This window comes from Curvibacter sp. AEP1-3 (genome assembly GCF_002163715.1).
Lineage (GTDB): Bacteria > Pseudomonadota > Gammaproteobacteria > Burkholderiales > Burkholderiaceae_C > Allorhodoferax.
Map to the genome: position 1 here is coordinate 3,106,139 of NZ_CP015698.1, position 21,402 is coordinate 3,127,540.

The 21,402-nt window shown below is 61.6% G+C and carries 25 protein-coding genes; 13 read left to right on the top strand and 12 right to left on the bottom strand.

Features of this window, described 5'->3' with window-relative positions:
• Window positions 1-40: 40 nt before the first annotated feature.
• Window positions 41-466 carry a potassium channel family protein gene (locus AEP_RS14490; RefSeq protein ID WP_087496038.1) on the top strand — a complete coding sequence of 142 codons (426 nt, stop codon included), beginning with the start codon at window positions 41-43 and terminating at the stop codon, window positions 464-466.
• A gap of 54 nt (window positions 467-520) precedes the next feature.
• Here AEP_RS14490 and AEP_RS14495 read toward each other — a convergent pair whose 3' ends face one another.
• Together AEP_RS14495 and AEP_RS14500 are read right to left on the bottom strand one after the other, a co-directional pair.
• On the bottom strand, window positions 521-949 hold the full coding sequence (locus AEP_RS14495) for an organic hydroperoxide resistance protein (protein WP_087496039.1): 429 nt from the start codon (window positions 947-949) through the stop codon (window positions 521-523).
• Between the two features lie 51 nt (window positions 950-1,000).
• Window positions 1,001-1,465: a MarR family winged helix-turn-helix transcriptional regulator gene (locus AEP_RS14500; RefSeq protein WP_087496040.1), complete on the bottom strand. Its 465-nt coding sequence runs from the start codon at window positions 1,463-1,465 to the stop codon at window positions 1,001-1,003.
• Between the two features lie 146 nt (window positions 1,466-1,611).
• On the opposite strand from AEP_RS14500, the gene AEP_RS14505 reads away from it, so the two are divergent.
• Entirely contained in the window at window positions 1,612-3,213 is a 1,602-nt protein-coding gene (locus AEP_RS14505; protein WP_087496041.1) for a GMC family oxidoreductase, read from the top strand.
• 24 nt (window positions 3,214-3,237) lie between these two features.
• On the opposite strand, the gene AEP_RS14510 is transcribed toward AEP_RS14505, so the two are convergent.
• Genes AEP_RS14510 through AEP_RS14525 form a run of 4 tightly spaced genes read right to left on the bottom strand, consistent with a single transcriptional unit; the run spans window position 3,238 to window position 7,247 of the window.
• The gene (locus AEP_RS14510; RefSeq protein ID WP_087496042.1) at window positions 3,238-3,990 is read right to left on the bottom strand and encodes a substrate-binding periplasmic protein; all 753 of its coding nucleotides are present in this window, start codon (window positions 3,988-3,990) and stop codon (window positions 3,238-3,240) included.
• A 2-nt stretch (window positions 3,991-3,992) separates the two neighbouring features.
• Entirely contained in the window at window positions 3,993-4,820 is an 828-nt protein-coding gene (locus AEP_RS14515) for an ABC transporter permease (RefSeq protein WP_087496043.1), read from the bottom strand.
• A gap of 1 nt (window position 4,821) precedes the next feature.
• The gene (locus tag AEP_RS14520) at window positions 4,822-5,757 is read right to left on the bottom strand and encodes an ATP-binding cassette domain-containing protein (RefSeq protein ID WP_198301834.1); all 936 of its coding nucleotides are present in this window, start codon (window positions 5,755-5,757) and stop codon (window positions 4,822-4,824) included.
• Window positions 5,754-7,247 carry an AMP nucleosidase gene (locus AEP_RS14525; RefSeq protein WP_087496045.1) on the bottom strand — a complete coding sequence of 498 codons (1,494 nt, stop codon included), beginning with the start codon at window positions 7,245-7,247 and terminating at the stop codon, window positions 5,754-5,756. The genes AEP_RS14520 and AEP_RS14525 overlap by 4 nt, the downstream gene beginning before the upstream one ends.
• A gap of 55 nt (window positions 7,248-7,302) precedes the next feature.
• On the opposite strand from AEP_RS14525, the gene AEP_RS14530 reads away from it, so the two are divergent.
• Complete coding sequence (locus AEP_RS14530; RefSeq protein ID WP_087496046.1) at window positions 7,303-7,659, top strand: hypothetical protein; 357 nt, start codon at window positions 7,303-7,305, stop codon at window positions 7,657-7,659.
• On the opposite strand, the gene AEP_RS14535 is transcribed toward AEP_RS14530, so the two are convergent.
• The gene (locus tag AEP_RS14535) at window positions 7,628-7,861 is read right to left on the bottom strand and encodes a cysteine-rich CWC family protein (RefSeq protein WP_087496047.1); all 234 of its coding nucleotides are present in this window, start codon (window positions 7,859-7,861) and stop codon (window positions 7,628-7,630) included. The two genes, AEP_RS14530 and AEP_RS14535, sit on opposite strands and share 32 nt — an antisense overlap.
• 49 nt (window positions 7,862-7,910) lie before the next feature.
• On the opposite strand from AEP_RS14535, the gene AEP_RS14540 reads away from it, so the two are divergent.
• The 3 genes from AEP_RS14540 (at window position 7,911) to AEP_RS14550 (ending at window position 9,868) form a co-directional block, all read left to right on the top strand.
• On the top strand, window positions 7,911-8,375 hold the full coding sequence (locus AEP_RS14540) for a CYTH domain-containing protein (protein ID WP_087496048.1): 465 nt from the start codon (window positions 7,911-7,913) through the stop codon (window positions 8,373-8,375).
• A 108-nt stretch (window positions 8,376-8,483) separates the two neighbouring features.
• On the top strand, window positions 8,484-8,828 hold the full coding sequence (locus tag AEP_RS14545) for a hypothetical protein (RefSeq protein ID WP_087496049.1): 345 nt from the start codon (window positions 8,484-8,486) through the stop codon (window positions 8,826-8,828).
• Window positions 8,829-8,908: 80 nt separating this feature from the next.
• Window positions 8,909-9,868, top strand: a complete 960-nt coding sequence (locus AEP_RS14550) for an AraC family transcriptional regulator (protein ID WP_198301835.1) — start codon at window positions 8,909-8,911, stop codon at window positions 9,866-9,868.
• Between the two features lie 15 nt (window positions 9,869-9,883).
• On the opposite strand, the gene AEP_RS14555 is transcribed toward AEP_RS14550, so the two are convergent.
• A complete protein-coding gene (locus AEP_RS14555) occupies window positions 9,884-10,351 on the bottom strand; it encodes an Lrp/AsnC family transcriptional regulator (RefSeq protein ID WP_087497360.1) in 468 nt (155 codons plus the stop codon).
• A gap of 305 nt (window positions 10,352-10,656) precedes the next feature.
• Here AEP_RS14555 and AEP_RS14560 point away from each other — a divergent pair, with 305 nt between their 5' ends.
• From AEP_RS14560 to mmuM, 4 genes are all read left to right on the top strand, one after another.
• Complete coding sequence (locus tag AEP_RS14560; RefSeq protein WP_087496050.1) at window positions 10,657-11,442, top strand: transporter substrate-binding domain-containing protein; 786 nt, start codon at window positions 10,657-10,659, stop codon at window positions 11,440-11,442.
• A 55-nt stretch (window positions 11,443-11,497) separates the two neighbouring features.
• The gene (locus tag AEP_RS14565) at window positions 11,498-12,178 is read left to right on the top strand and encodes an ABC transporter permease (protein ID WP_087496051.1); all 681 of its coding nucleotides are present in this window, start codon (window positions 11,498-11,500) and stop codon (window positions 12,176-12,178) included.
• A gap of 2 nt (window positions 12,179-12,180) precedes the next feature.
• A complete protein-coding gene (locus tag AEP_RS14570; protein ID WP_087496052.1) occupies window positions 12,181-12,876 on the top strand; it encodes an ABC transporter permease in 696 nt (231 codons plus the stop codon).
• 88 nt (window positions 12,877-12,964) lie between these two features.
• Window positions 12,965-13,909 (top strand): homocysteine S-methyltransferase, encoded by a 945-nt coding sequence (gene mmuM / locus AEP_RS14575; protein WP_232459837.1) that lies wholly within the window; start codon window positions 12,965-12,967, stop codon window positions 13,907-13,909.
• Window positions 13,910-13,998: 89 nt separating this feature from the next.
• Here the strand turns inward: mmuM and AEP_RS14580 are convergent, their stop codons facing one another.
• A complete protein-coding gene (locus AEP_RS14580; protein ID WP_087497361.1) occupies window positions 13,999-14,481 on the bottom strand; it encodes a c-type cytochrome in 483 nt (160 codons plus the stop codon).
• 133 nt (window positions 14,482-14,614) lie between these two features.
• Window positions 14,615-16,831, bottom strand: a complete 2,217-nt coding sequence (locus AEP_RS14585; RefSeq protein WP_087496054.1) for a malate synthase G — start codon at window positions 16,829-16,831, stop codon at window positions 14,615-14,617.
• A 153-nt stretch (window positions 16,832-16,984) separates the two neighbouring features.
• On the opposite strand from AEP_RS14585, the gene AEP_RS14590 reads away from it, so the two are divergent.
• The 3 genes from AEP_RS14590 to AEP_RS14600 all read left to right on the top strand — a co-directional run bounded on the left by AEP_RS14590 (window position 16,985) and on the right by AEP_RS14600 (window position 19,634).
• Window positions 16,985-17,284 carry a Dabb family protein gene (locus AEP_RS14590; RefSeq protein ID WP_087496055.1) on the top strand — a complete coding sequence of 100 codons (300 nt, stop codon included), beginning with the start codon at window positions 16,985-16,987 and terminating at the stop codon, window positions 17,282-17,284.
• A gap of 18 nt (window positions 17,285-17,302) precedes the next feature.
• Complete coding sequence (locus AEP_RS14595) at window positions 17,303-18,526, top strand: CaiB/BaiF CoA transferase family protein (RefSeq protein ID WP_087496056.1); 1,224 nt, start codon at window positions 17,303-17,305, stop codon at window positions 18,524-18,526.
• 172 nt (window positions 18,527-18,698) lie between these two features.
• A complete protein-coding gene (locus AEP_RS14600) occupies window positions 18,699-19,634 on the top strand; it encodes a LysR family transcriptional regulator (protein WP_087496057.1) in 936 nt (311 codons plus the stop codon).
• Between the two features lie 125 nt (window positions 19,635-19,759).
• On the opposite strand, the gene AEP_RS14605 is transcribed toward AEP_RS14600, so the two are convergent.
• A complete protein-coding gene (locus tag AEP_RS14605; protein WP_087496058.1) occupies window positions 19,760-20,056 on the bottom strand; it encodes a hypothetical protein in 297 nt (98 codons plus the stop codon).
• Between the two features lie 109 nt (window positions 20,057-20,165).
• Window positions 20,166-21,389: a DUF1501 domain-containing protein gene (locus AEP_RS14610; RefSeq protein ID WP_087496059.1), complete on the bottom strand. Its 1,224-nt coding sequence runs from the start codon at window positions 21,387-21,389 to the stop codon at window positions 20,166-20,168.
• Between the last annotated feature and the right edge of the window lie 13 nt (window positions 21,390-21,402).

Sequence of the window (21,402 nt, forward strand, 5' to 3'; positions counted from 1 at the left end):
GGTCAATGTCTGCCCTGCATGTCGGCCGTAAAGTGATTCCATGCGCAAAGTCAAACTGCACAAACTCGTGATCGGTCGCCGTGGGCTCATCTATTCATTGGGCCTGTGCATGCTGATTCTGGGGATAGGCGGTTTGGGCTTTTGGGCTTTGGAGCCCCGGGCTGAGACTTACAGCGATGGCCTGTGGCTGGCTTTCACGACCGCCGCTACGGTGGGTTACGGGGATATCGTGCCCAGTACACATGCTTCACGGTTTTTTGCTGTCGTGGTGGTACTGATGGGACTGGCGGTACTGTCGCTGGTAACCGCCTCGGTGGCGGCCATGCTGGTGGAGGTGGAAGAGCGTGCGGTGGACAGTGAGTTGCTACGCGAGATCCACGCCTTGCGGCTTGAAGTGCGTCATTTGCGCGATGAAGTTCACATCCTGCGGGCAGATGGCCCTAATGAAAAAGCCGGCACACCTTAGGGCATGCCGGCTTCTTTGACTGACGGTGTTTTGGCACCGTGCAGTGATTCGCTATTAGACGATCGTGATGGTCACTTCGATGTTGCCGCGTGTTGCGTTGGAGTACGGGCATACCTCGTGAGCCTTGGCGACCAGGGCTTCTGCAGCGGCTTTGTCCATGCCGGGAATGCTGACTTCCAGAGCCACTTCAATGCCGAAGCCCTGGGGAATCTGGCCGATGCCCACCGACGCGTTGATGCTGGTGTCTGCGGGCAGGGCAATCTTCTGGGTGCCGGCCACAAACTTCATGGCGCCAATGAAGCAAGCGCTGTAGCCGGAGGCAAACAACTGCTCAGGGTTCACGCCGGCACCAGGGCCGCCCATTTCCTTGGGAACGGCCAACTTCAGGTCGAGCAGGCCATCGGAGGTACGGGTCGTACCGTCACGGCCGCCAGTGGATTTGGCGTGGGCGGTGTAAATCACTTTTTCGATCTTGTTGACCATGGTGCTTCCTTCAAAAAATGCTGCGTCTGCAGCGGGTGGGTAATTGAAAAACTAGTTGTGTCCGGAGGTAATCCGGTCACGCAGGGTTTGGATCTGGCCGGTTAGCGACATCAACTCCGAGACCGGGCAGGCGCTGGCCGCAACGACGCAGGCCGGAATGCTGATGGCGCGCGCTTTCAGGGCACGGCCTTCGACGCTGAGAAAGACTTCCACTTTCCGTTCATCCTGCGCGCTGCGTTGGCGACTCAACAAGCCGCCCGCTTCCATGCGTTTGAGCAGGGGGGTGAGCGTGCCTGAATCAAGGAACAAGCGCTCCCCCAGCGCAGAGACACTCATGCCATCGGTTTCCCACAGCACCAGCATGACCAGATATTGGGGGTAGGTGAGTTGCAGGGCTTCCAGCAAGGGCTTGTACAGCTTGGTCATCGCCAGCGATGCCGAATACAGCGCAAAGCACAGCTGGTTGTCCAGCCGCAATGCGGCGTCGTTGGCAGGGAGTGTGCGTTTGCTTGTCATGGAGTGAATTATAGCGAACAATTAAATTGCGTGCAATTTAATTTAAGAAGCCATGGTCGCCTCGGGGACAAGGGTAAATCGGGTCTTGGCAGCGTGCGGCGCAATGGCTAACGTCAAGCCTCACACGGGTACAAGGGGCAAAGCACATGTGGGACTACATCATCATCGGCGGCGGATCGGCAGGCTGCGTGTTGGCGGGGCGCCTGAGCGAAGACCCTGACATACAGGTTGCCTTGCTGGAGGCCGGGCCGGCCGACAAAAGCGTGCTTATCCACTGCCCGGCCGGAATCGCGGCGCTGGCCCGTAACGGACAGGCCAACTGGGCCTTGAATACCACCGTACAAGCCGGTCTGAATGGGCGCAGGGGCTACCAACCTCGAGGCAAAGTCCTGGGCGGCTCCAGCTCTGTGAATGCCATGATCTACATCCGTGGCCAGAAAGAGGACTATGACCATTGGGCCTCCGAAGGCAACCCCGGCTGGAGTTATGACGAGCTATTGCCCTATTTCAAGAAGGCTGAAGACAACACCCGTGGCGCGGATGCTTTCCATGGAGAAGGTGGTCCGTTGCATGTGCAGGACCTGACCAGCCCGACGGATCTGGGCCCCGCTTTTATTCGTGCCGGGGTGGAGGCAGGTTATTCGCACAACCCGGACTTCAACGGAGCGGTTCAAGAAGGTATGGGCATGTACCAGGTGACCCACAAGCACGGTGAGCGTTTCAGTGCTGCCAAGGCCTATCTCACTCCCCACCTTGGTCGTCCGAACTTGCATGTGTTTACCGGTGCACATACCACCCGCATCCTGACGGAGCGTAAGCGGGCGGTCGGCGTGGAATTCATGCACGAAGGTGAAACCAAACAACTACGTGCCAGCCGCGAAGTATTGCTGTGCGCCGGTGCATTCCAATCTCCCCAGATCTTGCTGCTGTCGGGCATAGGACCGCACCAGCAATTGCTGGAGCATCGCATTCCGACGGTGCACGACCTGCCCGGCGTGGGTCAGCACCTGCATGACCACATCGACATTGTGCAAATGGTGCATGCGCCCAAGCTCACCCAAAGCGTAGGCGTGACTCCCGGCGGAATTGCGCGTCTGATCGGTGCCACCCTAGAGTGGCGCAAGCAGCGTACGGGGCTGTTGACCACCAATTTCGCGGAGGCTGGTGGTTTTGTGAAGAGCCAAAGCTCCGAGCTCACGCCTGATTTGCAGTTCCACTTTGTGATCGCCAAACTGGTGGACCACGGTCGTGGCACGGTGTTCGGCCACGGATATTCCTGCCATGTGTGCCTATTGCGACCGCTGAGCCGAGGCAGTGTGACGCTGGAAAGCAAGGACCCGTTCGCCGCTCCCCTCATAGATCCGAACTTTCTGGGGGTACGGGACGATGTGGAACGACTGATGCGGGGATTTCGCATCATGCGCAATGTCTTGCAGCAGCCTGCCTTGGCACAGCTGGGAGGCCGGGAAGTGCCCGCCTCGGCCAACGCGACCAGCGACCTGGCCATCGAGCAATTCATCCGAGACTATGCTGACACGGTCTATCACCCGGTGGGCAGTTGCCGCATGGGGCCTGGTGAGCTGGATGTGGTGGACCACGAATTGCGGGTACACGGAATGGAGGGCCTGCGGGTGGTGGATGCGTCCATCATGCCCCGCATCGTCAGTGGTAACACAAATGCTCCGACCATCATGATTGCGGAAAAGGCGGCGGACATGATCAAGTCAGCCCGCAGCGGTACACATTGAGAGGGTGCCGCGTGCACAGTCAGGTCAACGAGTCTCGGCGCGCAGATAGTCCTGGGCAAGCTTGCGTATGTTGATCCGCTTGAGCCCCTCATTCAGGGATAAACGCATGGAATCGGCATAAGCGGTGCGGTTAAAGCACACAAAAAGCGGGAGCTTGGGCATGGTGCTGCGGCTGGACATTTCCAAGCCCTTTAGCTTGTGTTTCGCGGCAAGATGCTCGAACACCTGCTGGTCGATCGACACATAGTCCACCCGCTTTGCCTCCAGTTTCTTGAGGCTGAATAGGTCGCTGGGCGCGACGTCAGCGGTGACCAGTCCGCGCTCTATCAAACTGTTGATCTCCGGACCATTGTCATATCCATCCACCACGCCGATGCGCTTGCCGTGCAAGTCAGTCCCGTCACGCCAAGGAGCCTGGCTCCCTTTGCGTTGCGCCAAACCGAACTGAAAGCTGCCGATGGCATCAGAAACCACCCCGTTCGCCTCAGCACACTCGGATTGGGACGCCGAATAAAAGCCCAAGGGACCATAAGCGCGACCCTCCATCGCCAGTTTGATGGCGCGTCGCCACGGGTACACCTTGACGCTTACCGTGTGCCCTTGCGTGGCATAGGCCTGCCTGATCACAACAGACAAAAAACCCTGCTGTGAAATGTGCCCCGAATAGGGTGGCCAATCCAGCGTCACCAAAGGCAGGTCTGCAGACCATACTGCTCCAGCACCCAGAGCAAACACCCCCGGCAGCATGGCCCGGCACAGGCGATGCAAACGTGTCATCGCTATTTTGCAAAGCGCTTGCGAGTAAGCGCCAAAGCAACCCAGAAAGAGACGACTGCAAAGGCTACCAATACACCGATGTGGCGTAGTGCATCCGTAGGCCACTGGTCCATGAACAAGGGGCGCACCAAGGCAACCGCGTTGGACAGGGGCAGCCAGTCAGCCACCATGCGCACAACCAAGGGCAGTTGCTCAAGCGGAAAAAATACTCCGCTCAAAAACATCATGGGTGTGAGGAACAGTGTGAAGTAATAGGTGAAAAAGTCATAGCCCTTGGCCAGCGCGTTGAAGATCAGCGCGATGCAACTGAAGGTAATGCCCACACCCAACAAAATGGGCCAGGCCACTAACAACTTGGGGCTGTGGCTGATGCCAAGCACCAGCATCACGCCCATGATGGCGGTGACGGTGAACAGCGACTTGAAGGCCGCCCACAGCATTTCGGCCAGCACCACGTTGTCCAGGCTCACGGGCGCGTTCATGATGCCGTCCCAGGTTTTTTGCACATGCATGCGGCTGAAGGCGGAGTACAAGGCTTCAAACGAGGCAGACTGCATGGCGCTCATGCAGATGGAGCCGCTGGCCAGAAACAGGATGTAGGGCACCTGCTGCCCGTTCACCGTGATCTGCCCGACCAGCGCGCCCATGCCGTAGCCGAAGGCGACCAGCCACATCAAGGGCTCGGCAATATTGCCCACCAGGCTGGGAATGGCCAGCTTGCGCCAGACCAGCAGGTTGCGCAAAAACACCGGCCAAAAGCGTATGGACAGTTCGGGCGCGCGCCAGATGCTCTGGGGCTTGAAAAGTGGGGCGGTTGTGGGGGTGCTCATATCAGGCGTCCTCCCGGATCTGGCGTCCGGTCAATTTCAAAAACAGGTCTTCCAGATTGGCCGGGCGGTGCAGGGTGCGTAACTGGGGGTACCCCCCAAGCGCCTGCAGCAGAGGCGCGGAATCCTGGGTGTAGAAGAAGACGGTTTCGCCGCTGACTTCCACGCGGGCCGCCAAGTTGCGCAAGGCGCTGTCGACCAGCGCCTGAGCGCCTACGCCGAACACTTCGACCACATCGGGCTCAAGGTGGGCAGCAATCAGGTCGCGTGGGGTGCCTTCGGCAATCTTCTTGCCATGGTCCAACACCAGCAGGCGGTTGCACAAGCGCTCGGCCTCGTCCATGAAGTGGGTGGTCAGCAGGATCGATTTGCCTTGTTGCAATAAGACCTGCAGCCGCTCCCACATGAGGTGGCGGGCTTGCGGGTCCAGCCCGGTGGTGGGCTCGTCGAGCAGCAGCAGCTTGGGGTCATTCACCAGTGCGCGGGCTAGGCTCAAGCGCCGCCGCATGCCGCCGGATAATTCGCCGGGCTTTGCATTGGCTTTGTGGGTCAGCGCCGCAAACTCCAACAGCTGCGGAATGCGAGCCTTGATCGCGGCATCCTTCATGCCGAAGTAGCGGCCATAGACCAGCAGGTTCTCCGCGCAGGTGAAGTCCGGGTCCAGGGTGTCGAACTGGGTGACGACGCCCAGTTGCGCCTTGATGGCCATGGCCTCATGGGGCATTTGCAAGCCCATGGCCGTGATGGTGCCGCCGTCGGGCAGCGTGTGGCCCAGGCACATGCGTATGGTGGTGGTTTTGCCTGCACCGTTGGGGCCGATGACGCCCAGGCACTCGCCCGGGGCGATGTGAAAAGACAGGTCTTTGACGACTTCGGCATCGCCGTAGCGCTTGCGCAGGTGCTCGACCTGGAAAAAGGTGGGGTTGGAGCTTGTCATCATTGAAATGCCACTTCCGCAAAACTGCGCAGCTTGCGGCTGTGCAACTGGTCTATACCCTGAGAACGCAACAGCTCCAAGGCGCGGATGCCGATGCGCAAGTGCTGGTCCACCCGCTCACGGTAGAAGTGGTTGGCCATGCCGGGCAGTTTGATCTCGCCGTGCAGTGGTTTGTCGCTCACGCATAACAAAGTGCCATAAGGTACCCGGAAGCGAAAGCCATTGGCGGCGATGGTGGCGCTTTCCATATCCAGCGCCACGGCGCGGCTTTGGCTGAAGCGGCGCTGGGGCTGGTTGTCGGGCAGCAGCTCCCAGTTGCGGTTGTCGGTGCTGGCCACGGTGCCGGTGCGCATGATGCTCTTGAGCGCGCTTCCGCTGACCTGCGTCACATCGGCCACGGCTTGCTCCAGTGCGACCTGAATTTCTGCGAGGGCTGGAATCGGCACCCACAGCGGCAGCTCTTCGTCCAGCACATGGTCTTCGCGCACATAGCCATGGGCCAGCACATAGTCGCCTAGTTGCTGGCTGTTGCGCAGGCCGGCGCAGTGGCCCAGCATGATCCAGGCATGCGGGCGCAGCACGGCAATGTGATCCGTGATGTTCTTGGCGTTGGCCGGGCCCACGCCGATGTTCACCATGGTGATGCCAGCGTTGTCGGCGCGCACCAGGTGGTAGCCTGGCATTTGGGGCAGGCGGGGCGGCTCTTTCCCAAGAGCGTCTGCTGCCTCGGCAGGCAGACCGACCCGGCGGGTAACCATGTTGCCGGGCTCCACAAAGGCGATGTATTCGCTGTCCGGGTCTTGCATGGCTTTGCGGCCCAGCGCGATGAACTCGTCAATATAGAACTGGTAGTTGGTGAAAAGCACAAAGTTCTGGAAGTGCTCCGGGCCGGTACCGGTGTAGTGGCGCAGGCGGTGCAGCGAATAGTCCATGCGCGGCGCGGTAAACAGCGACAACGGCAGCGGCTCGCCCGGGCGGGGCTGGTAGGTGCCGTTGGCAATGCCGTCGTCCATCGCGGCCAGGTCGGGCAGGTCGAACACATCGCGCATCAGGGTGCGGCGCTCGGCGCTCATCTGGCCTTCCACATGGTCGTGTTCGGCGAAGGAAAAATGCACCGGAATCGGCTGGTTGCTGGTGGCCACCTCGATCTCGCCGCCATGGTTTTGCAGCAGCAAGCGGAACTGCTCCAGGTAGTAGCGGTGGTACAGGTCAGGCCGCGTGAGCGTGGTCTCGAAACGGCCGGGGCCGGCCACAAAGCCGTAGCTCAGGCAGGCAATGTCGGCGGCGGCCTTGCGCGACACGGTGTCGGTGTGGATGCGCACCAGCGGATAGCAGGCGCGTACATGGCCGCCCAATTCTTCACCGGCCACAAAACGCTGCATGGCCTGGCGCAAATGGCTGATGCTCTGGTCGTAAATGGCATGCACCTGGGCCAGGGCGGCGGCCGGGTCGGTAAAGCGGGCGGGGGCGATGAAGGGGGGCAGGCTGGTCATGCCCCCATTGTGCCGCTGGAATACGTCAGTGAACCGAAGGACTGCGTGGAGTAAAGTGTGGGCAACAGAACACAAGCGCACCCCGGTGACCGACCCCAAAGACTCCCGTTTCTCAGAAACCGGCTTCCCCTCCTTGCAGTGGGAGGACGAGGATTTGGACACGCGCCCCCTGCCACTCAATGAGCGCCCCTTGCAGGCGCAGATTGACCACGAAATGGCCATCATTGCGGAGCATCACATCCGTATTGCCCTCGCGATTGAGAAATTCTGGGGCCACAGGGATTGTGTGGAATACATCCGCACCCTTATCCTGAACGGCGGCTATTCAGACGGAGCAACCAAGCGGGTCGGCTTCAAATCGGAAGTGATTTCGGCCCTGATCAATCTGACGGCGCTGCACCGGATCGAGTAGCGCAGGCCTCGCAGATGCAGGCTTTGCCCTGCGCCTGCGCGGGGATGCGGCTCAGCAGTTCCGCACTGAAATCCACTTGGGTGCACCAGCACGGGCCCTGCGGCTGCCTGGTCAACTTTTCAATTTCCATGGCGCAGCGGTTTCCCTGGCCGCACACAGGGCACACTTCGGGGTTGACGTTGGCAGCGGGTGTTTCAGACATGAAGCTCGCAGTGTAGCCAGACCCCAACCGCACCTCACAGGAGAACGCCTTGGCAGTGGAAATCGAACGCAAGTTTCGGGTGACGGGCGATGCTTGGCGCAACGACAGTGGCGTGTTGTACCGGCAGGGCTACCTCAATCGGGACAAGGTGCGCACCGTGCGCATCCGCATTGCGGGTAGTGCCGCTTTTCTCACGATCAAGGGCAAAAGCACCGGGGCGACCCGGGCTGAGTTTGAGTATCCGGTGCCCATGGACGATGCGCAGGCCCTGCTGGCCCTGTGTGATGGTCCATTGATAGAGAAAACCCGCTATATCGTGCTGCATGCAGGTCACCGTTGGGAAGTGGACGAGTTTGCCGGTGACAACGCTGGTTTGGTTGTGGCGGAGCTGGAGTTGTCAGCGGAAGACGAGGCCTTTGAGCGCCCCGCATGGTTGGGCGAAGAAGTCACCCACGACGCGCGCTACTTCAACTCCAATCTGGCTACTCAACCGTTCTGCACATGGGGCGCGTAAAAGTCCGGTAAAGCAGGGGTGGCCTCCATGCTTTATCCACACATGCATTGCACATTCTTGGCACCGGTCAGCGTGCCGGCTTGTAGGACACTGAAACCAAGGAAAACCATGCGCCCACCACTGCTCTCCCTTGCCTGCCTCGCTGCCCTTGCGTGGGGCGGACTGGCCTTCGCCCAGCAGAACTCCACCCAACAGCCCCCGCCCAAACCGCCGGAGGGCCAAAGCGGCCCGCAGGAGCACCGCGGCCCGCCGCCCGAAGCGCTGGCCGCCTGCAAATCTCTGGCAGCGGGAGCCGCGTGCAACTTCACATCACCCCGCGGCGCAGAAATCGGTACCTGTTTTGCGCCTGAGGGCAAGCCCTTGGCGTGCCGGCCCAAGCACGGCCCGGGTGGCCCGGGCGGACAGCAAGGCCCCGCCAACGGAAATGCCAGCAAGCCCAAGCAGATGAACTGAGTAAGAGTGAAAAAGGCTGCTGGCGCTCATTGAATATGCGCGAGCAGCTCCTGTTTTTGTAGCAATTTACACTGGCAGGTATGCAAGTCAGTTCTGCTGCACAGCGTTCCCGCACCGAATACACCCAGCGCATGAACCGGGTGATGGACTACATTGACAGTCACTTGGATGGCGACATCGATCTAGCGGCCTTGGCCGACGTGGCGCACTTCTCACCGTTCCATTTCCACAGGCTGTTTGCGGCTTGGATGGGGGCTACCTTGGGTGACTACGTGCGCCGCAGACGCTTGGAAGTAGCCGCTTTGCAATTGGCCGGCAACACGCGCATCTCCGTGCTGGAGGTGGCTTTGGGCGTGGGATTTGGTTCAGGCGAGGCCTTTGCCCGAGCATTCAAGCTGCGTTTCGGTCAGTCGCCCTCTCTATGGCGAGCCGCTACGCCGCAGCGCTGGGCGGCAGAGTTGAGAGGGGCGCGCAAACTGCATCAGGCCGAGAGCAATTTGGATCAGGCAGGGCACAGCGCCAACGGGCACCATGACGCCATGTCTGACTCTCAGTCCTTTTCCTCCATGCAAGTCACACTCACCACCCTGCCTGCCGTGCGCGTGGCCTATATGCGCCATGTCGGGCCCTATGGTGTGTCGGTCAACCAGTTCTGGACCGGCACCTTTCTGCCTTGGTGTTTTGCGCAGGGGCTGTTGCCCGGCGCCTCATGTTTTGGACGCGGCCTGGACGACCCGCACATCACTGCCCCCGAGCATTGCCGCTACGACGCCATGGTGCAGGTGCCGGATGATTTTGTGGCTCGTAGCCCGGCGTCCATGGCTACCTTGCCGGGCGGTCGCTATGCGATTGCCCCTTTCGAGGGCACGGTGCCTCATCTGACTGTGGCATGGACGGAGCTACTTCGGGACTGGCTGCCTGCCAGCGGCATGAAGTTGGATGGCCGCCCTTTGTTCGAACACATGCCGCCGGATGCCCGCTATGACGCTGTGACAGGTGTCATGCAGTGCGAGCTGTGCATTCCGGTGCAGCCTTTGTAGGCGGGACGGAAACGCCTATTCGTCTACCGGTACGTACAGGTCGGACTTCATCGCATCGATCACCACATTGGTGGTCATGCGAATGACCTGTGGCACCTCGGCCATCAGCCGGGCGGAGAGGGCGTCGTACTCTTTCACGCTTTTGCTCAGGATGACCATCACCAGGTCTACCGCACCGGTCACGTAAAAAAGCTGCTGCACCTCGGGTTCTTTTTGCACCCAGGCGCGGATGCGGGGCAGGGCCTCGTAGTTGTCCTTGAGCTCGATGCCGGCGATGAACTGCATGCGCTGGCCAACGACCTGCGGGTCCACGATGGCAACCTCCGCCGTAATCACCTTCTCGGCCCGCAGCCGGCGCAGGCGGCGTTGCACCGCAGATGCGGACAGGCCGACCGCCTCGGCAATCACTTCTGCATTGACCTGGCAATCGCGTTGCACGAACTCCAGAATCTTGCGGTCAAAGGGGTCCAAGGGCGTTTCCATCACTTGATTGTAGGTAAAAGGGGGTGTTGAGCTTGTACGGCGCGAAAGCGCTTGCTTACGCAGTTTTTCCGCGTTCAATGTGGCGAATACGCCGCCTGGCGCCATTTCTTTTGAGGAAACTTGAGCTTCCTTTGCGTCCCAAAAACACGTTTTTGCGCGCCTAACGCGAGGTGCCGGGTGGTGGGTGGCTATAGGCAGCATATTGTTGTGTTTGGCCACCCAATGTGCTTCCTCCGGTGCAGGATGTCGTTCCCGTGATGGGATTTGGTTTGCCGGGTGACCGGTGTTGTCTGGAGTAACGAAGAATGAAGCGTCAGTTTGTGAAAGCATTGTTGGGTGGTCTGTTCTTGGCGGCTGGTTTGGCCCAAGCCCAAGACGTGGTGCGTATCGGTACCTTGTCGGACTACCCCCCGTTTGAGTACAAGGATGCGTCCGGCCAGCTCAAGGGCATGGAAATTGAGCTGGGCAACGCGATGTGCAAGCACATGCAAGCCAAATGCGAATACGTGACCATGGACTTTGATGCCCTGATCCCTGCACTCAAAGCCAAGAAGATCGATGCGGTGCTGGCCCAGATGTCCATCACCGATGAGCGCAAAAAAGTGGTGGACTTCACCGATCTGTTCACCCTGGCACCCGTGCAGTACGTGGCCAAAGTGGGCTCCGGCATCAGTGAAGACCCTGCCACCCTGCGCGGCAAGACGGTGGGCGTGTACAGCGGCTCCAACAGCGAGACCTACTTCAAGAAGCGCCAGCCCAAGGCCAAGTCCGGCATTGCCACCAAGTCTTACCCCAACCAGGACGCTATTTGGCTGGACCTGGAAGCTGGTCGCTTGAACACTACCTTGACCGACACCACCGTTGCTTACGAGTGGCTGGAGAAAACCGGCAAGGCCAAGGGCTTCGACTTCGCCGGCAAGCCGGTGAACGACGTAGAAATCTTCGGCGAAGGCACTGGCATCGCAGTGCGCAAGGGCGACGCCCTGAAGGCTCGCTTCAATGCCGCCATCAAGAAGGTGCTGACCGATGGCACCTTTTCTGCCGAGAACAAAAAGGTGTTCCCGTTTAGCATTGCGCCTGCCAGCAAGTGATTGACAGGCCGCTACCGCCCCGTGCGGGCGGTAGCGGCGCTTTTCCGGAGTCGAGATGGAAGTTTTGCAGGCCTACACGGGCCAGCTGCTGCAAGGTGCGCTGATGACCGTGCAACTGGCCTGCGCCGCCCTGGTGTGCGGGTTGGCTTTTGGCTTGTTGCTGGCGGCCTGCCAGCTCAGCCGGCATGCCTGGCTGCGCCGCCCGGTGGCCGTGATCACCGGCGTGCTGCGCGGGGTGCCCGAGTTTCTGGTGGTGCTGGTCTGCTACTTCGGGCTGTCCAACCTCATCAATAACCACTTTGACAGCGCGTTTGACATCAGTCCGTTTTTTGCGGGCGTAGTGTCACTGGCGCTGGTCTTGGGGGCGTATTCCTCTGAAGTGTTCCGCGGCAGCTTTGTGGCGCTGGAGCGCGGGCAGTTGGAAGCCGCCCGCTCGCTGGGCCTGAGCCCGGTGCAAACCTTTTTTCTGGTGCGCTTGCCGCAGGCCTGGCGCATTGCGATTCCCAGTCTGGGCAACCTCTGGCAATCCTTGCTCAAAGATACCTCGCTGGTGTCGGTGGTCGGCTTGGAAGACTTGCTGAAAAAGTCCAACATGGCGGCGCAGGCGTCGCATCAGCCGTTCCTGTTTTTGATGGCGGCTGCCGTGATGTATTTTTGCCTGCTGGCGATTTCTGACCCGCTGGTCTCCGCACTGGAGCGGCGGGCGCAGCGCCCCTACCAGGACCACCGTAGTTAGCCATGGACGCCTGGTTTACCGACATCCTCGTCCTGCTGCAGGACAACCGCGCCGAACTGTGGGAAGGCCTGGTCCTCACCTTGCAGCTGTGGGCGGCTTCCGGAGCCGCCGGTTTGGTGCTGGCGCTCGGCTTGGCTCTGGGCGCAACGCATGGCGGGCCGGTGCTGAAGCGGCTGGTGCGTGTGTACAGCGCGGCCTTTCGCGGTACGCCGCTGCTGGTGCAAATGTTCCTGCTCTATTACGGGCTCAGCCAGTTTGAGTGGGTGCGCGCCTCCGTTGCGTGGGTGGTGCTGGAAGACGCGTTTTACTGCGGGCTCATGGCCCTGACCCTCAACATTGCCGCCTACATGGCCGAAGACATCCGCGCCGGCATTCTGGCCGTGCCGGCGGGGCAGCAAGAATCTGCTCGCGCCTTTGGCATGCCGTCCGGCACTTTGCTGCTCCGTATCGTGCTGCCGCAGGCTTTGCGCATCGCCACCCCTGCCTTGGGCAACGAGGTGGTGTCCTTGCTCAAAGCCACAGCGCTAGTGAGCACTATCACCGTGTTTGACCTGACGGGCGTGGCCCGCCGCCTGTCCACCGAGTCGTACACCACGGATGCGCTGGTCGTTGCTGGCGTGGTCTATGGCGCATTGACCTTGCTGATTTCGGCGGGGGTGCATTTTCTGGAGCGCCGCCGCAAAAGCCGCGCGGCCTGAGCTGCTTGTCTGCACCAAAGCACAGCAGATTGCCGCCGCCGCGCAGGCGCTTTGTCTAAGCTCAATCTCGAATTTTTGAATGATCCAAATGATGCTGAATCCCCTGAATAGTTTTCTCGCCCACGACCGCCTGATGGTGCTGGACGGCGCCCTGGCCACCGAGCTGGAGCGCCGTGGCGCCAACCTGAATGACGCGCTGTGGTCCGCCAAGTTGCTGATCGAGCGGCCCGAGCTCATTCGCGCGGTGCATGCGGACTACTTTGCCGCCGGGGCCGATGTGGCCACCACCGCCAGCTACCAGGCCACCTTTGAAGCCTTTACCCGCCGTGGCATGAGCCGCACGGAGGCCGCGGACTTGATGCGCCTGTCGGTGACTCTGGCCTGCGAGGCGCGCGATGCCTTCTGGGCCGAGCCTGCCAACCGCGTGGGCCGCCTACGCCCGCTGGTGGCCGCGTCGGTAGGCCCTTACGGCGCCATGCTGGCCGATGGCTCGGAGTACCGCGGTCACTACGGCCTGAGCCGTGCCGCGCTGGCCGACTTCCACCGCGAGCGCATGCAAGTGCTGGCTGCATCGGGCGCTGACCTGCTGGCCTGCGAGACGATTCCCTGCCTGGACGAAGCCTTGGCGATTGCCGATGTGCTCGGAGAACAAAACAACATTGCTGCGTGGATCAGCTTTTCCTGCAAAGACGGCGAACACAACGTCCAGGGCGAGCGCTTGGCTGACTGCGTGGCTGCGCTGGAGGCAAGCCCGCACATTGTGGCTATCGGCGTGAACTGCACGGCGCCTGAGCATGTGGCCAGCTTGGTCGAGCAGGCAAAGGCCCGCACCACCAAGCCGGTGCTGGTCTACCCGAACTCTGGTGAGCATTACGACGCCCAAGGCAAGGTCTGGACCGGTGCCTGCAACCCAGCGGATGCTTACGCGGAAATGGCTGCACGCTGGCAAGCCAAAGGGGCCCGCATGATCGGTGGCTGTTGCCGCACCGGTCCGGACGACATCCGCGCAGTGCGCCACATGGCAGCCACCTGAGGCGCCCAGATGTGAAATGGGCCTCTGACGCCCACGGAGTATGCGCGAGCAGCTATTAAAACCGTAGCGTCTTTGGGCTTTGCTGCCGCTCACTGCGCTGCCGGCGGCAGCGACATCACCCACTGCGCCATCTGCCGCGCATGCTCCTCGCTGAGCTGCGGGTGTCGAGGCATCAGGGCCCGGCCCCACTCGCCGGCGCCCCCGTTGCGTATCTTGCCCGCCAGGTAGTCCACCGCATCGGGTCGGCCCTGGTAGCGGGCAGCGACTTGGTTGAATGCGGGGCCGACATAGCGCCTGTCTACCCCGTGGCAGCGAATGCAGTCGGTAGCGTTGACGGCGGCCAATCCGGCTGCCAGCGTGGCGGGGGTAGCCGGAGAAGCTGTCGCTACGACGGTGCTGGCGTTCGCTGTTGTGACAGCAGAACTTTGACTCGCTTTGCCTTCGCTGCTGCCCGCCTGCAACGTACGCCACCCCACCATCAGCATGCCTGCAACGACCACCATTACTGCCACGATAAGTGCCGCTGCAAGCCAACGCGGCCGTTGAGGTGGGGTGTCGTCTTCCGGGTGCATGTTGAAGGTCTCTGGAGATGGGGTGCCAGAGTGTGGCGCGAAAGCCATTGCATGGTGGGGTGCGGGCCTTTATTGCAGTCTCTTCCATCAACAAAAACGGCACCCTCTGGTGCCGTTTTTCTGGAAGGCTGGCTTACGCCGCTTTTACCTTCAAGCGCCATGCATGCAACAGCGGCTCGGTGTAGCCGCTGGGCTGCGCCAAGCCCTCGAACACCAGCTCGGTAGCAGCCTGGTACGCCGCGCCCTGGAAGTTGCCCACCATGGGGGTGTACAGCTTGTCGCCAGCGTTTTGCTTGTCCACCTTGGCGGCCATGCGGGCAAAGGTTTCTTCCACCTGGGCTTTGGTGACGACGCCGTGGTGGAGCCAGTTGGCCATGTGCTGGCTGCTGATGCGCAGGGTGGCGCGGTCTTCCATCAGGCCGATGTCGTTGATGTCGGGCACCTTGGAGCAGCCCACGCCCTGGTCCACCCAGCGCACAACGTAGCCCAGAATGCCCTGGGCGTTGTTGTCCAGCTCGGCTTGCTTTTCGGCGTCGGTCCAGTTGGGCGTGGCGGTCACCGGGATTTGCAGCAGGTTGTCGAGGATGCCAGCGCGGGCCTTCTCGTAGTTGGTTTTTTCCAGTTCCTTTTGCACGTCACTGACCAGCAGCTGGTGGTAGTGCAGGGCGTGCAGGGTGGCGCCGGTGGGGCTGGGCACCCAGGCGGTGTTGGCACCGGCTTTTGGGTGGCCTATTTTCTGCTCCATCATCGCCTTCATCAGGTCGGGCATGGCCCACATGCCCTTGCCGATCTGCGCCTTGCCGCGCAGGCCGCTGGACAAGCCCACCAGCACATTGTTCTTCTCATACGCCGCAATCCAGGCGCTGCTCTTCATGTCCGCCTTGCGGATCATGGGGCCGGCTTGCATCGCGGTGTGCATTTCGTCGCCGGTGCGGTCCAGGAAGCCGGTGTTGATGAAGGCCACGCGGCTTTGGGCGGCGGCAATACAGGCCTTCAGGTTCACGCTGGTGCGGCGCTCTTCGTCCATGATGCCGAGCTTGACGGTGCTGTCCGGCAGGCCCAGCATCTGTTCCACGCGGGTGAACAGCTCGGCCGCAAACGCCACCTCTGCGGGGCCGTGCATTTTGGGTTTGACGATGTAGACCGAGCCCTTGCGCGAGTTGCGGATGGCGTCCTTCTTGGTCTTCTTCAGGTCATGCAGGGCGATGGTGGTGGTGACCACCGCGTCCATGATGCCTTCGGGGATTTCTTTAGTGCTGCCATCGGCCGCGGTGTAGGTGATGGCCGGATTAGTCATCAGGTGGCCCACGTTGCGCACAAACATGAGGCTGCGGCCATGCAGTTTGACTTCCTTCTTGCCGTCGGGCGCGGTGTACACGCGGTCGCCGTTGAGGCCACGAGTCAGCGTCTTGCCACCCTTCTCAAAGCTCTCCACCAAGGTGCCTTGCAGGATCCCCAGCCAGTTGCCGTAGGCCAGCACCTTGTCTTCGGCGTCCACCACGGCCACGGAGTCTTCCAGGTCCAGTATGGTGGACAGGGCGGCTTCCACCACCAAATCGCTCACACCGGCTGCGTCGGTCTTGCCGATGGGCGTAGCGCGGTTGATGATGATGTCCAGGTGCAGGCCGTTGTGAATCACCAGCACGCTGCTGGGGCTCTTGGCGGTGCCTTGGAAGCCCACGAACTGGTCCTTGTCGGCCAACTTGGAGGTGGAGCCGTCCTTCAGGGTGACGACCAAGTCACCGCCCTTGATGGCGTAGCCGGTAGAGCCTACGTGGGAGCCCTTCTTCAGCGGTGCGCAGCGGTCCAGTACGTGGCGTGCGTATTCAATGACCTTCTTGCCGCGCTTGGGGTTGTAGCCTTTCGGTCCGACTTTTTCGCAGCCCTTGTCTTCGCCAATGACGTCGGTGCCATACAGCGCGTCGTACAGGCTGCCCCAGCGGGCGTTGGCTGCGTTCAGTGCGTAGCGGGCGTTGAGCACGGGCACCACCAGCTGCGGGCCGGCTTGGGTGGCCAGCTCTGCGTCGACGTTCTTGGTGGTGATCTTTACCTTCTTGGGGCTCTCGACCAGGTAGCCGATTTTTTCAAGGAATGCCTTGTAGGCAGGCATGTCGGCAATGGGGCCGGGGTTGGCTTGGTGCCAGGTGTCCAGCTCGGTTTGCAGGCGGTCGCGCTCGGCCAGCAGGGCGATGTTCTTGGGGGCCAGGTCGGCCACGATGGCGTCGAACCCCTTCCAGAACGCCTCGGGCGCAATGCCGGTGCCGGGCAATACTTTTTCCTGGATGAAGCTGTGCAGGCTGGTCGCGACTTGAAGGCGGTGCTCAGCAGTGCGGGGGGTAGTTGTCGTCATGGTGGGCCTTTCAAAGGAAGGGGCGGTCAACAAAGAGAAAACGGGTCGCGCGAGGGGGAATGCCCTCAGGCTATGGATGTACTGTATTCCATCCTTTGCAGATTACTATATGGAAGAATATCAATCGATTTGTGACTTTTCAGGATGTAGTTCATGCCCATACGCCATCTGGTGCTGCTGAAATTCAAAGCCGACACGGCGCCTGCACAGGTCCAAGCCATAGAAGCCGCGTTCGCCGCGTTGGCAAGCAAGATCAGCGCCGTGCAGAGCCTGGAGTGGGGCACCAATAACAGCCCTGAGGGCCTGGCCAAAGGCTTTACCCACTGCTTCAACCTCACTTTCGCGGATGAGGCCGGCCGCGCAGGCTACCTGCCACACCCCGATCACTTGGCGTTTGTGGAGATTTTGAAACCCACGTTGGACGACGTGCTGGTGTTGGATTGCGCCGTGTAATTTGTGAAGATACCCGCCATGACAAGCGCTAACCCGACCTACCCCTCCGAGCAAAGCGGGCCCGAAGCCCGAACCCTTCCCCTCGCGGGCATCCGCGTCGTCGAATTCACCCACATGGTCATGGGCCCTACCTGCGGCATGACGCTGGGGGACTTGGGGGCTGAGGTCATCAAGGTCGAGCCACTGGCGGGTGACAGCACCCGCAAGTTGCTGGGCAGCGGCGCGGGCTTTTACCCGCTGTTCAACCGCAACAAGAAGAGCATTGCGGTGGACCTCAAAAGTCCGCAGGGCCGCGAGATCGTGCTCAAGCTCATCGCCACGGCCGATATCGTGAGCGAGAACTTCAAAACCGAGACCATGCAAAAGCTGGGCTTGGACTACGCCTCTCTGAGCAAGCTGGACCCGCGCCTCATCTACGTGAGCCACAAAGGCTTTCTGCCCGGCCCTTATGACCACCGCACCGCGCTGGACGAGGTGGTGCAAATGATGGGCGGCCTGGCCTACATGACCGGGCGCCCCGGCGACCCGCTGCGTGCAGGCAGCAGCGTGAACGACATCATGGGCGGCATCTTCGGCGCAGTGGGCGCCATGGCCGCACTCATGCAGCGCCAGCAAACCGGCAAGGGCCAGGAGGTGCAAAGCGCGCTGTTTGAAAACAACATCTTCTTGGTGGCCCAGCACATGATGCAGTTCGCCGTGACCGGCAAAGCCGCCGCGCCCATGCCCGAGCGCATCTCGCCTTGGGGCATTTACGACGTGTTCAGCGTGAAGGACAACGAGCAAATTTTTCTGGCCGTGGTGGGCGACGGGCAGTGGAAGACCTTTTGTGAAGCCTTTGGCTACGCCGACCTGTTTGCCGACCCGCGCGTCACCACCAATAACGACCGCGTGCTGGCGCGCAGCTGGCTGATTCCCGAGCTACGCACGCGCTTGGCGCAGTTCAGTCGGGCTGAACTCTCGCAGCGTTTTGAGCAGGTGGGCCTGCCGTTCGCGCCCATCACTGATCCGCAGCATTTGTTTGACGACCCGCACCTGCAAGCCACCGGCGGCTTGGCCCCCATGGAGCTGCCCGACGGCCGCCAGACCCAAGTGCCCTTGTTGCCACTGACGCTGGGTGGTGAGCGCCTGGGCCTTCGCTTGGACCCGCCCAAGTTGGGCGAGCACACCGACGCGCTGCTGCAGAGCTTGGGGTACACCGCAGACGATGTGGCTGCACTCCATGCGCAAGGCGTTGTGCTATGAAAAATATAGCTGCTTGCGCATATTCCACGAGCGCTAACTGGCGAAAATGGCTGAAGGGGAGCGCGTTTTGCTCCGTGTCCCCCGCCCGCTACGCGGGCTCCTCCTTGACCTACGCAAAACGCACTCCCCTTCAGCCCATGCGTGGATGCCGAGATTCCACCCGGAGCTAACCATGGACAAGCTCAAGCAACTCGAATCTTTCGTCTCGGTCGCCACCCGTGGCAGCCTGACCGCAGCCGCCAATGCCGAAGGCGTGGCCCCCGCCATCATGGGCCGTCGGCTGGATGCGCTGGAGGAGCGCCTGGGCGTGAAGCTGCTGATCCGCACCACCCGTCGCATCACCCTTACGCACGAGGGCAGTGCGTTTCTGGAAGACTGCCAGCGCATCATCGCGGACGTGACCAACGCAGAGGCCAGCGTGAGCGCCGGGGGCGTGAAGGCGGCGGGCCATTTGCGCATCACGGCGCCGGCGGGTTTCGGCCGTCGCCATGTCGCGCCGCTGGTGCCCAAGTTCCGCGAGCTGCACCCCGACGTGACGATTTCGCTCAATCTCAGCGACCGCGTGGTGGACATTGCGGGGGAGGGTTTTGACTGCGCCGTGCGCGTGGGCGACATGCCCGATTCGTCTCTCGTGAGCGTGCGCATGGCCGACAACCGGCGCTTGTGCGTGGCTACACCTGCCTACCTCAAGCGTCATGGCACCCCCAAAACGCCGGCGGATTTAAGTCGCTTCCACTGCCTTACGCTGTCCAGCGACGCATCCCAAACCCGGGGCTGGGCCTTCAAGCTGCCCGCGGCCAAGGGCGAGCGCGCAGACGCGGGCGAGGTGATCTACCTCAAGCCCGCCGGCCCGCTGGACTGCAGCGACGGGCAGGTGTTGCACGACTGGTGTCTTGGGGGTTACGGCATCGCATGGCGCAGCACCTGGGAAGTGGAGAACGAAATCGCCGCCGGCCGTTTGGTCGCGGTGCTGGAAGACTATGCCGCTCCGCCCAACGGCATTTATGCCGTCTTCCCCCAACGCAAACACATGCCCCTGCGTGTGCGCTTGTGGATCGACTTCATCAAGGAGCGCTACAGCGCGCCGGAGTATTGGAACAAAGCTTGAAAGAGTTCAGATTGCTATTTAATTAATAGCTGCTTGCGCATATTCCATGGGCGCTAGTGGCCAAAACAAGCAAAAAGCCGGTCCACCTGGGTAGAACCGGCTTCTTCATGGGCGAGACGGGCGGATTACTGGGCGTCGTCTTCCGAAGGCACGTCAAACTCGTCGTCCAGGCTGTCACTCTCCATCATGGCGATCTCGGCGCACTGCACTCCGTTGAGCTGGTGGCGGTAGGCCAGAAAAGCGTGACGGGCGTTGGCTTCGTCGTCGCCTTCGTCATCGGCTGCGGCAGCGGCCAGATGGTGTTTGGCGGCGGCCTGGAAGTGGTGTGCTGCCATGCGGTGGTAGTCGCCAATGGTCTCAAAGTCTTCGTCCACCAGATCGTCTGCCACGGCGTCGGCCACGGGGGAAGTGTCTTGGGTCATTCAGGGCTCGCTTTTCTGTGAAACACGGCAACATGCCGCCTGCACAGCGTGCGCCCCTGTCGTGAACCCTGTGTGACAGGCGCGTGAGGCTTTTGCGACGCTGAGTGGTTTAGACCAGACCCCAGTCGCGTGCGCCCTTGAACCCGGGAAATATGGTTTTGAGTTGGCTGTCGCTCAGGCCCCATTGGCGCTGGAAGATGCCGCCCAGCACGCTGCGGTATTCATTCAGCACCGCGTAGTCACGGTTCTGGAACAGGGTGGCCGCCGTCATCTGCACTTGCTCGCCGACCACTTGCTTGCCGCGCACCGCGCCACCCAGCACCCACATCACGCTGCCATGGCCGTGGTCCGTGCCGCGATTGCCGTTCTGGCGGAAGGTGCGGCCGAACTCGCTCATGACGACCACCACGGTGTTGCGCCAGGCGCTGCCCATTTCTTGTGAAAAAGCCGCCAGGCCTTGGCCCAGCTCGTCCAAGCGGCTGGCCAGATAGCCGGTGGCGCCGCCTTGGGCCACATGGGTATCCCAGCCGCCCACATCCACAAAGCCCAGTGCGTATTGCTCGCGCATCAGGCGGGCAATGCGGCGGGCTTCCAGTTCAAAGCCCTTGGCGGTGATGGCGCCGCGGCTGGCGGCATCCATCTCGGCCGACATTTCGCGCATCACCTGGTCGCGCACCGCAAAGCCGCTTTGTACCGTGCCCTCCAGGCCCGTGCCTTTGTACATGGCAGCAATGATGCTGCTCTGGCGTGTGTCTACCGACGGCTTGCTCAGGTTGCGCAGGCTGGTGTTGGGCACCCGCAGGCCCCCTTGCATGGCGATGGGCAGTTGGTCGGTAAACGCCATGGGCGCGGCAGGTTTCGGGCCTTGCAGCTGCGTGGCCAGCCGGTTCAAAAAGCCCGAGCCGTATTGAATGCTGCCGTTGTTGAGCTGGCCCAGTTCGATGCTGTCCTGCGTTTCGAAATGGCTGCGCGAGAGGTCGTCGGTACCGCTGAAAGGCACAAAGGCCAATTCGCCTTGCTGGTAGAGCGGATAGAGCGATTCGCGCAGAGCCGGGTGCAGGCCCCAGTCGGCAGAGAGCGGCAGGGCGCTGGCCAGGTCGGCAGAGGGCTTGGCAATCGCAATCTCGGGCCGCACTTCGTAATAGAAGCTGCTGCTGGTGGGCACCAGCAGGCTGGCCGCGTCCATGCCGCCGCGAAGGAAGACGAACAAAAACTTGGGCGCCCCGGTACTTGCCACCGCCGTGGCGGCATGCAGGTGCACGCCGGGAATGCCCAGCGCTGCAGCCGCTGCGGTGGTGTGCAAGGCTTGGCGTAAAAAGTGACGACGTTGCATGGCGGACTCCGGT

Coding starts and splice junctions, on each gene's coding strand:
- AEP_RS14490 (WP_087496038.1), top strand. CDS start 41: ATGCGCAAAGTCAAACTGCACAAACTCGTGATCGGTCGCCGTGGGCTC.
- AEP_RS14495 (WP_087496039.1), bottom strand. CDS start 949: ATGGTCAACAAGATCGAAAAAGTGATTTACACCGCCCACGCCAAATCC.
- AEP_RS14500 (WP_087496040.1), bottom strand. CDS start 1,465: ATGACAAGCAAACGCACACTCCCTGCCAACGACGCCGCATTGCGGCTG.
- AEP_RS14505 (WP_087496041.1), top strand. CDS start 1,612: ATGTGGGACTACATCATCATCGGCGGCGGATCGGCAGGCTGCGTGTTG.
- AEP_RS14510 (WP_087496042.1), bottom strand. CDS start 3,990: ATGACACGTTTGCATCGCCTGTGCCGGGCCATGCTGCCGGGGGTGTTT.
- AEP_RS14515 (WP_087496043.1), bottom strand. CDS start 4,820: ATGAGCACCCCCACAACCGCCCCACTTTTCAAGCCCCAGAGCATCTGG.
- AEP_RS14520 (WP_198301834.1), bottom strand. CDS start 5,757: ATGATGACAAGCTCCAACCCCACCTTTTTCCAGGTCGAGCACCTGCGC.
- AEP_RS14525 (WP_087496045.1), bottom strand. CDS start 7,247: ATGACCAGCCTGCCCCCCTTCATCGCCCCCGCCCGCTTTACCGACCCG.
- AEP_RS14535 (WP_087496047.1), bottom strand. CDS start 7,861: ATGTCTGAAACACCCGCTGCCAACGTCAACCCCGAAGTGTGCCCTGTG.
- AEP_RS14545 (WP_087496049.1), top strand. CDS start 8,484: ATGCGCCCACCACTGCTCTCCCTTGCCTGCCTCGCTGCCCTTGCGTGG.
- AEP_RS14550 (WP_198301835.1), top strand. CDS start 8,909: ATGCAAGTCAGTTCTGCTGCACAGCGTTCCCGCACCGAATACACCCAG.
- AEP_RS14555 (WP_087497360.1), bottom strand. CDS start 10,351: ATGGAAACGCCCTTGGACCCCTTTGACCGCAAGATTCTGGAGTTCGTG.
- AEP_RS14560 (WP_087496050.1), top strand. CDS start 10,657: ATGAAGCGTCAGTTTGTGAAAGCATTGTTGGGTGGTCTGTTCTTGGCG.
- AEP_RS14565 (WP_087496051.1), top strand. CDS start 11,498: ATGGAAGTTTTGCAGGCCTACACGGGCCAGCTGCTGCAAGGTGCGCTG.
- AEP_RS14570 (WP_087496052.1), top strand. CDS start 12,181: ATGGACGCCTGGTTTACCGACATCCTCGTCCTGCTGCAGGACAACCGC.
- mmuM (WP_232459837.1), top strand. CDS start 12,965: ATGATGCTGAATCCCCTGAATAGTTTTCTCGCCCACGACCGCCTGATG.
- AEP_RS14580 (WP_087497361.1), bottom strand. CDS start 14,481: ATGCACCCGGAAGACGACACCCCACCTCAACGGCCGCGTTGGCTTGCA.
- AEP_RS14585 (WP_087496054.1), bottom strand. CDS start 16,831: ATGACGACAACTACCCCCCGCACTGCTGAGCACCGCCTTCAAGTCGCG.
- AEP_RS14590 (WP_087496055.1), top strand. CDS start 16,985: ATGCCCATACGCCATCTGGTGCTGCTGAAATTCAAAGCCGACACGGCG.
- AEP_RS14595 (WP_087496056.1), top strand. CDS start 17,303: ATGACAAGCGCTAACCCGACCTACCCCTCCGAGCAAAGCGGGCCCGAA.
- AEP_RS14600 (WP_087496057.1), top strand. CDS start 18,699: ATGGACAAGCTCAAGCAACTCGAATCTTTCGTCTCGGTCGCCACCCGT.
- AEP_RS14605 (WP_087496058.1), bottom strand. CDS start 20,056: ATGACCCAAGACACTTCCCCCGTGGCCGACGCCGTGGCAGACGATCTG.
- AEP_RS14610 (WP_087496059.1), bottom strand. CDS start 21,389: ATGCAACGTCGTCACTTTTTACGCCAAGCCTTGCACACCACCGCAGCG.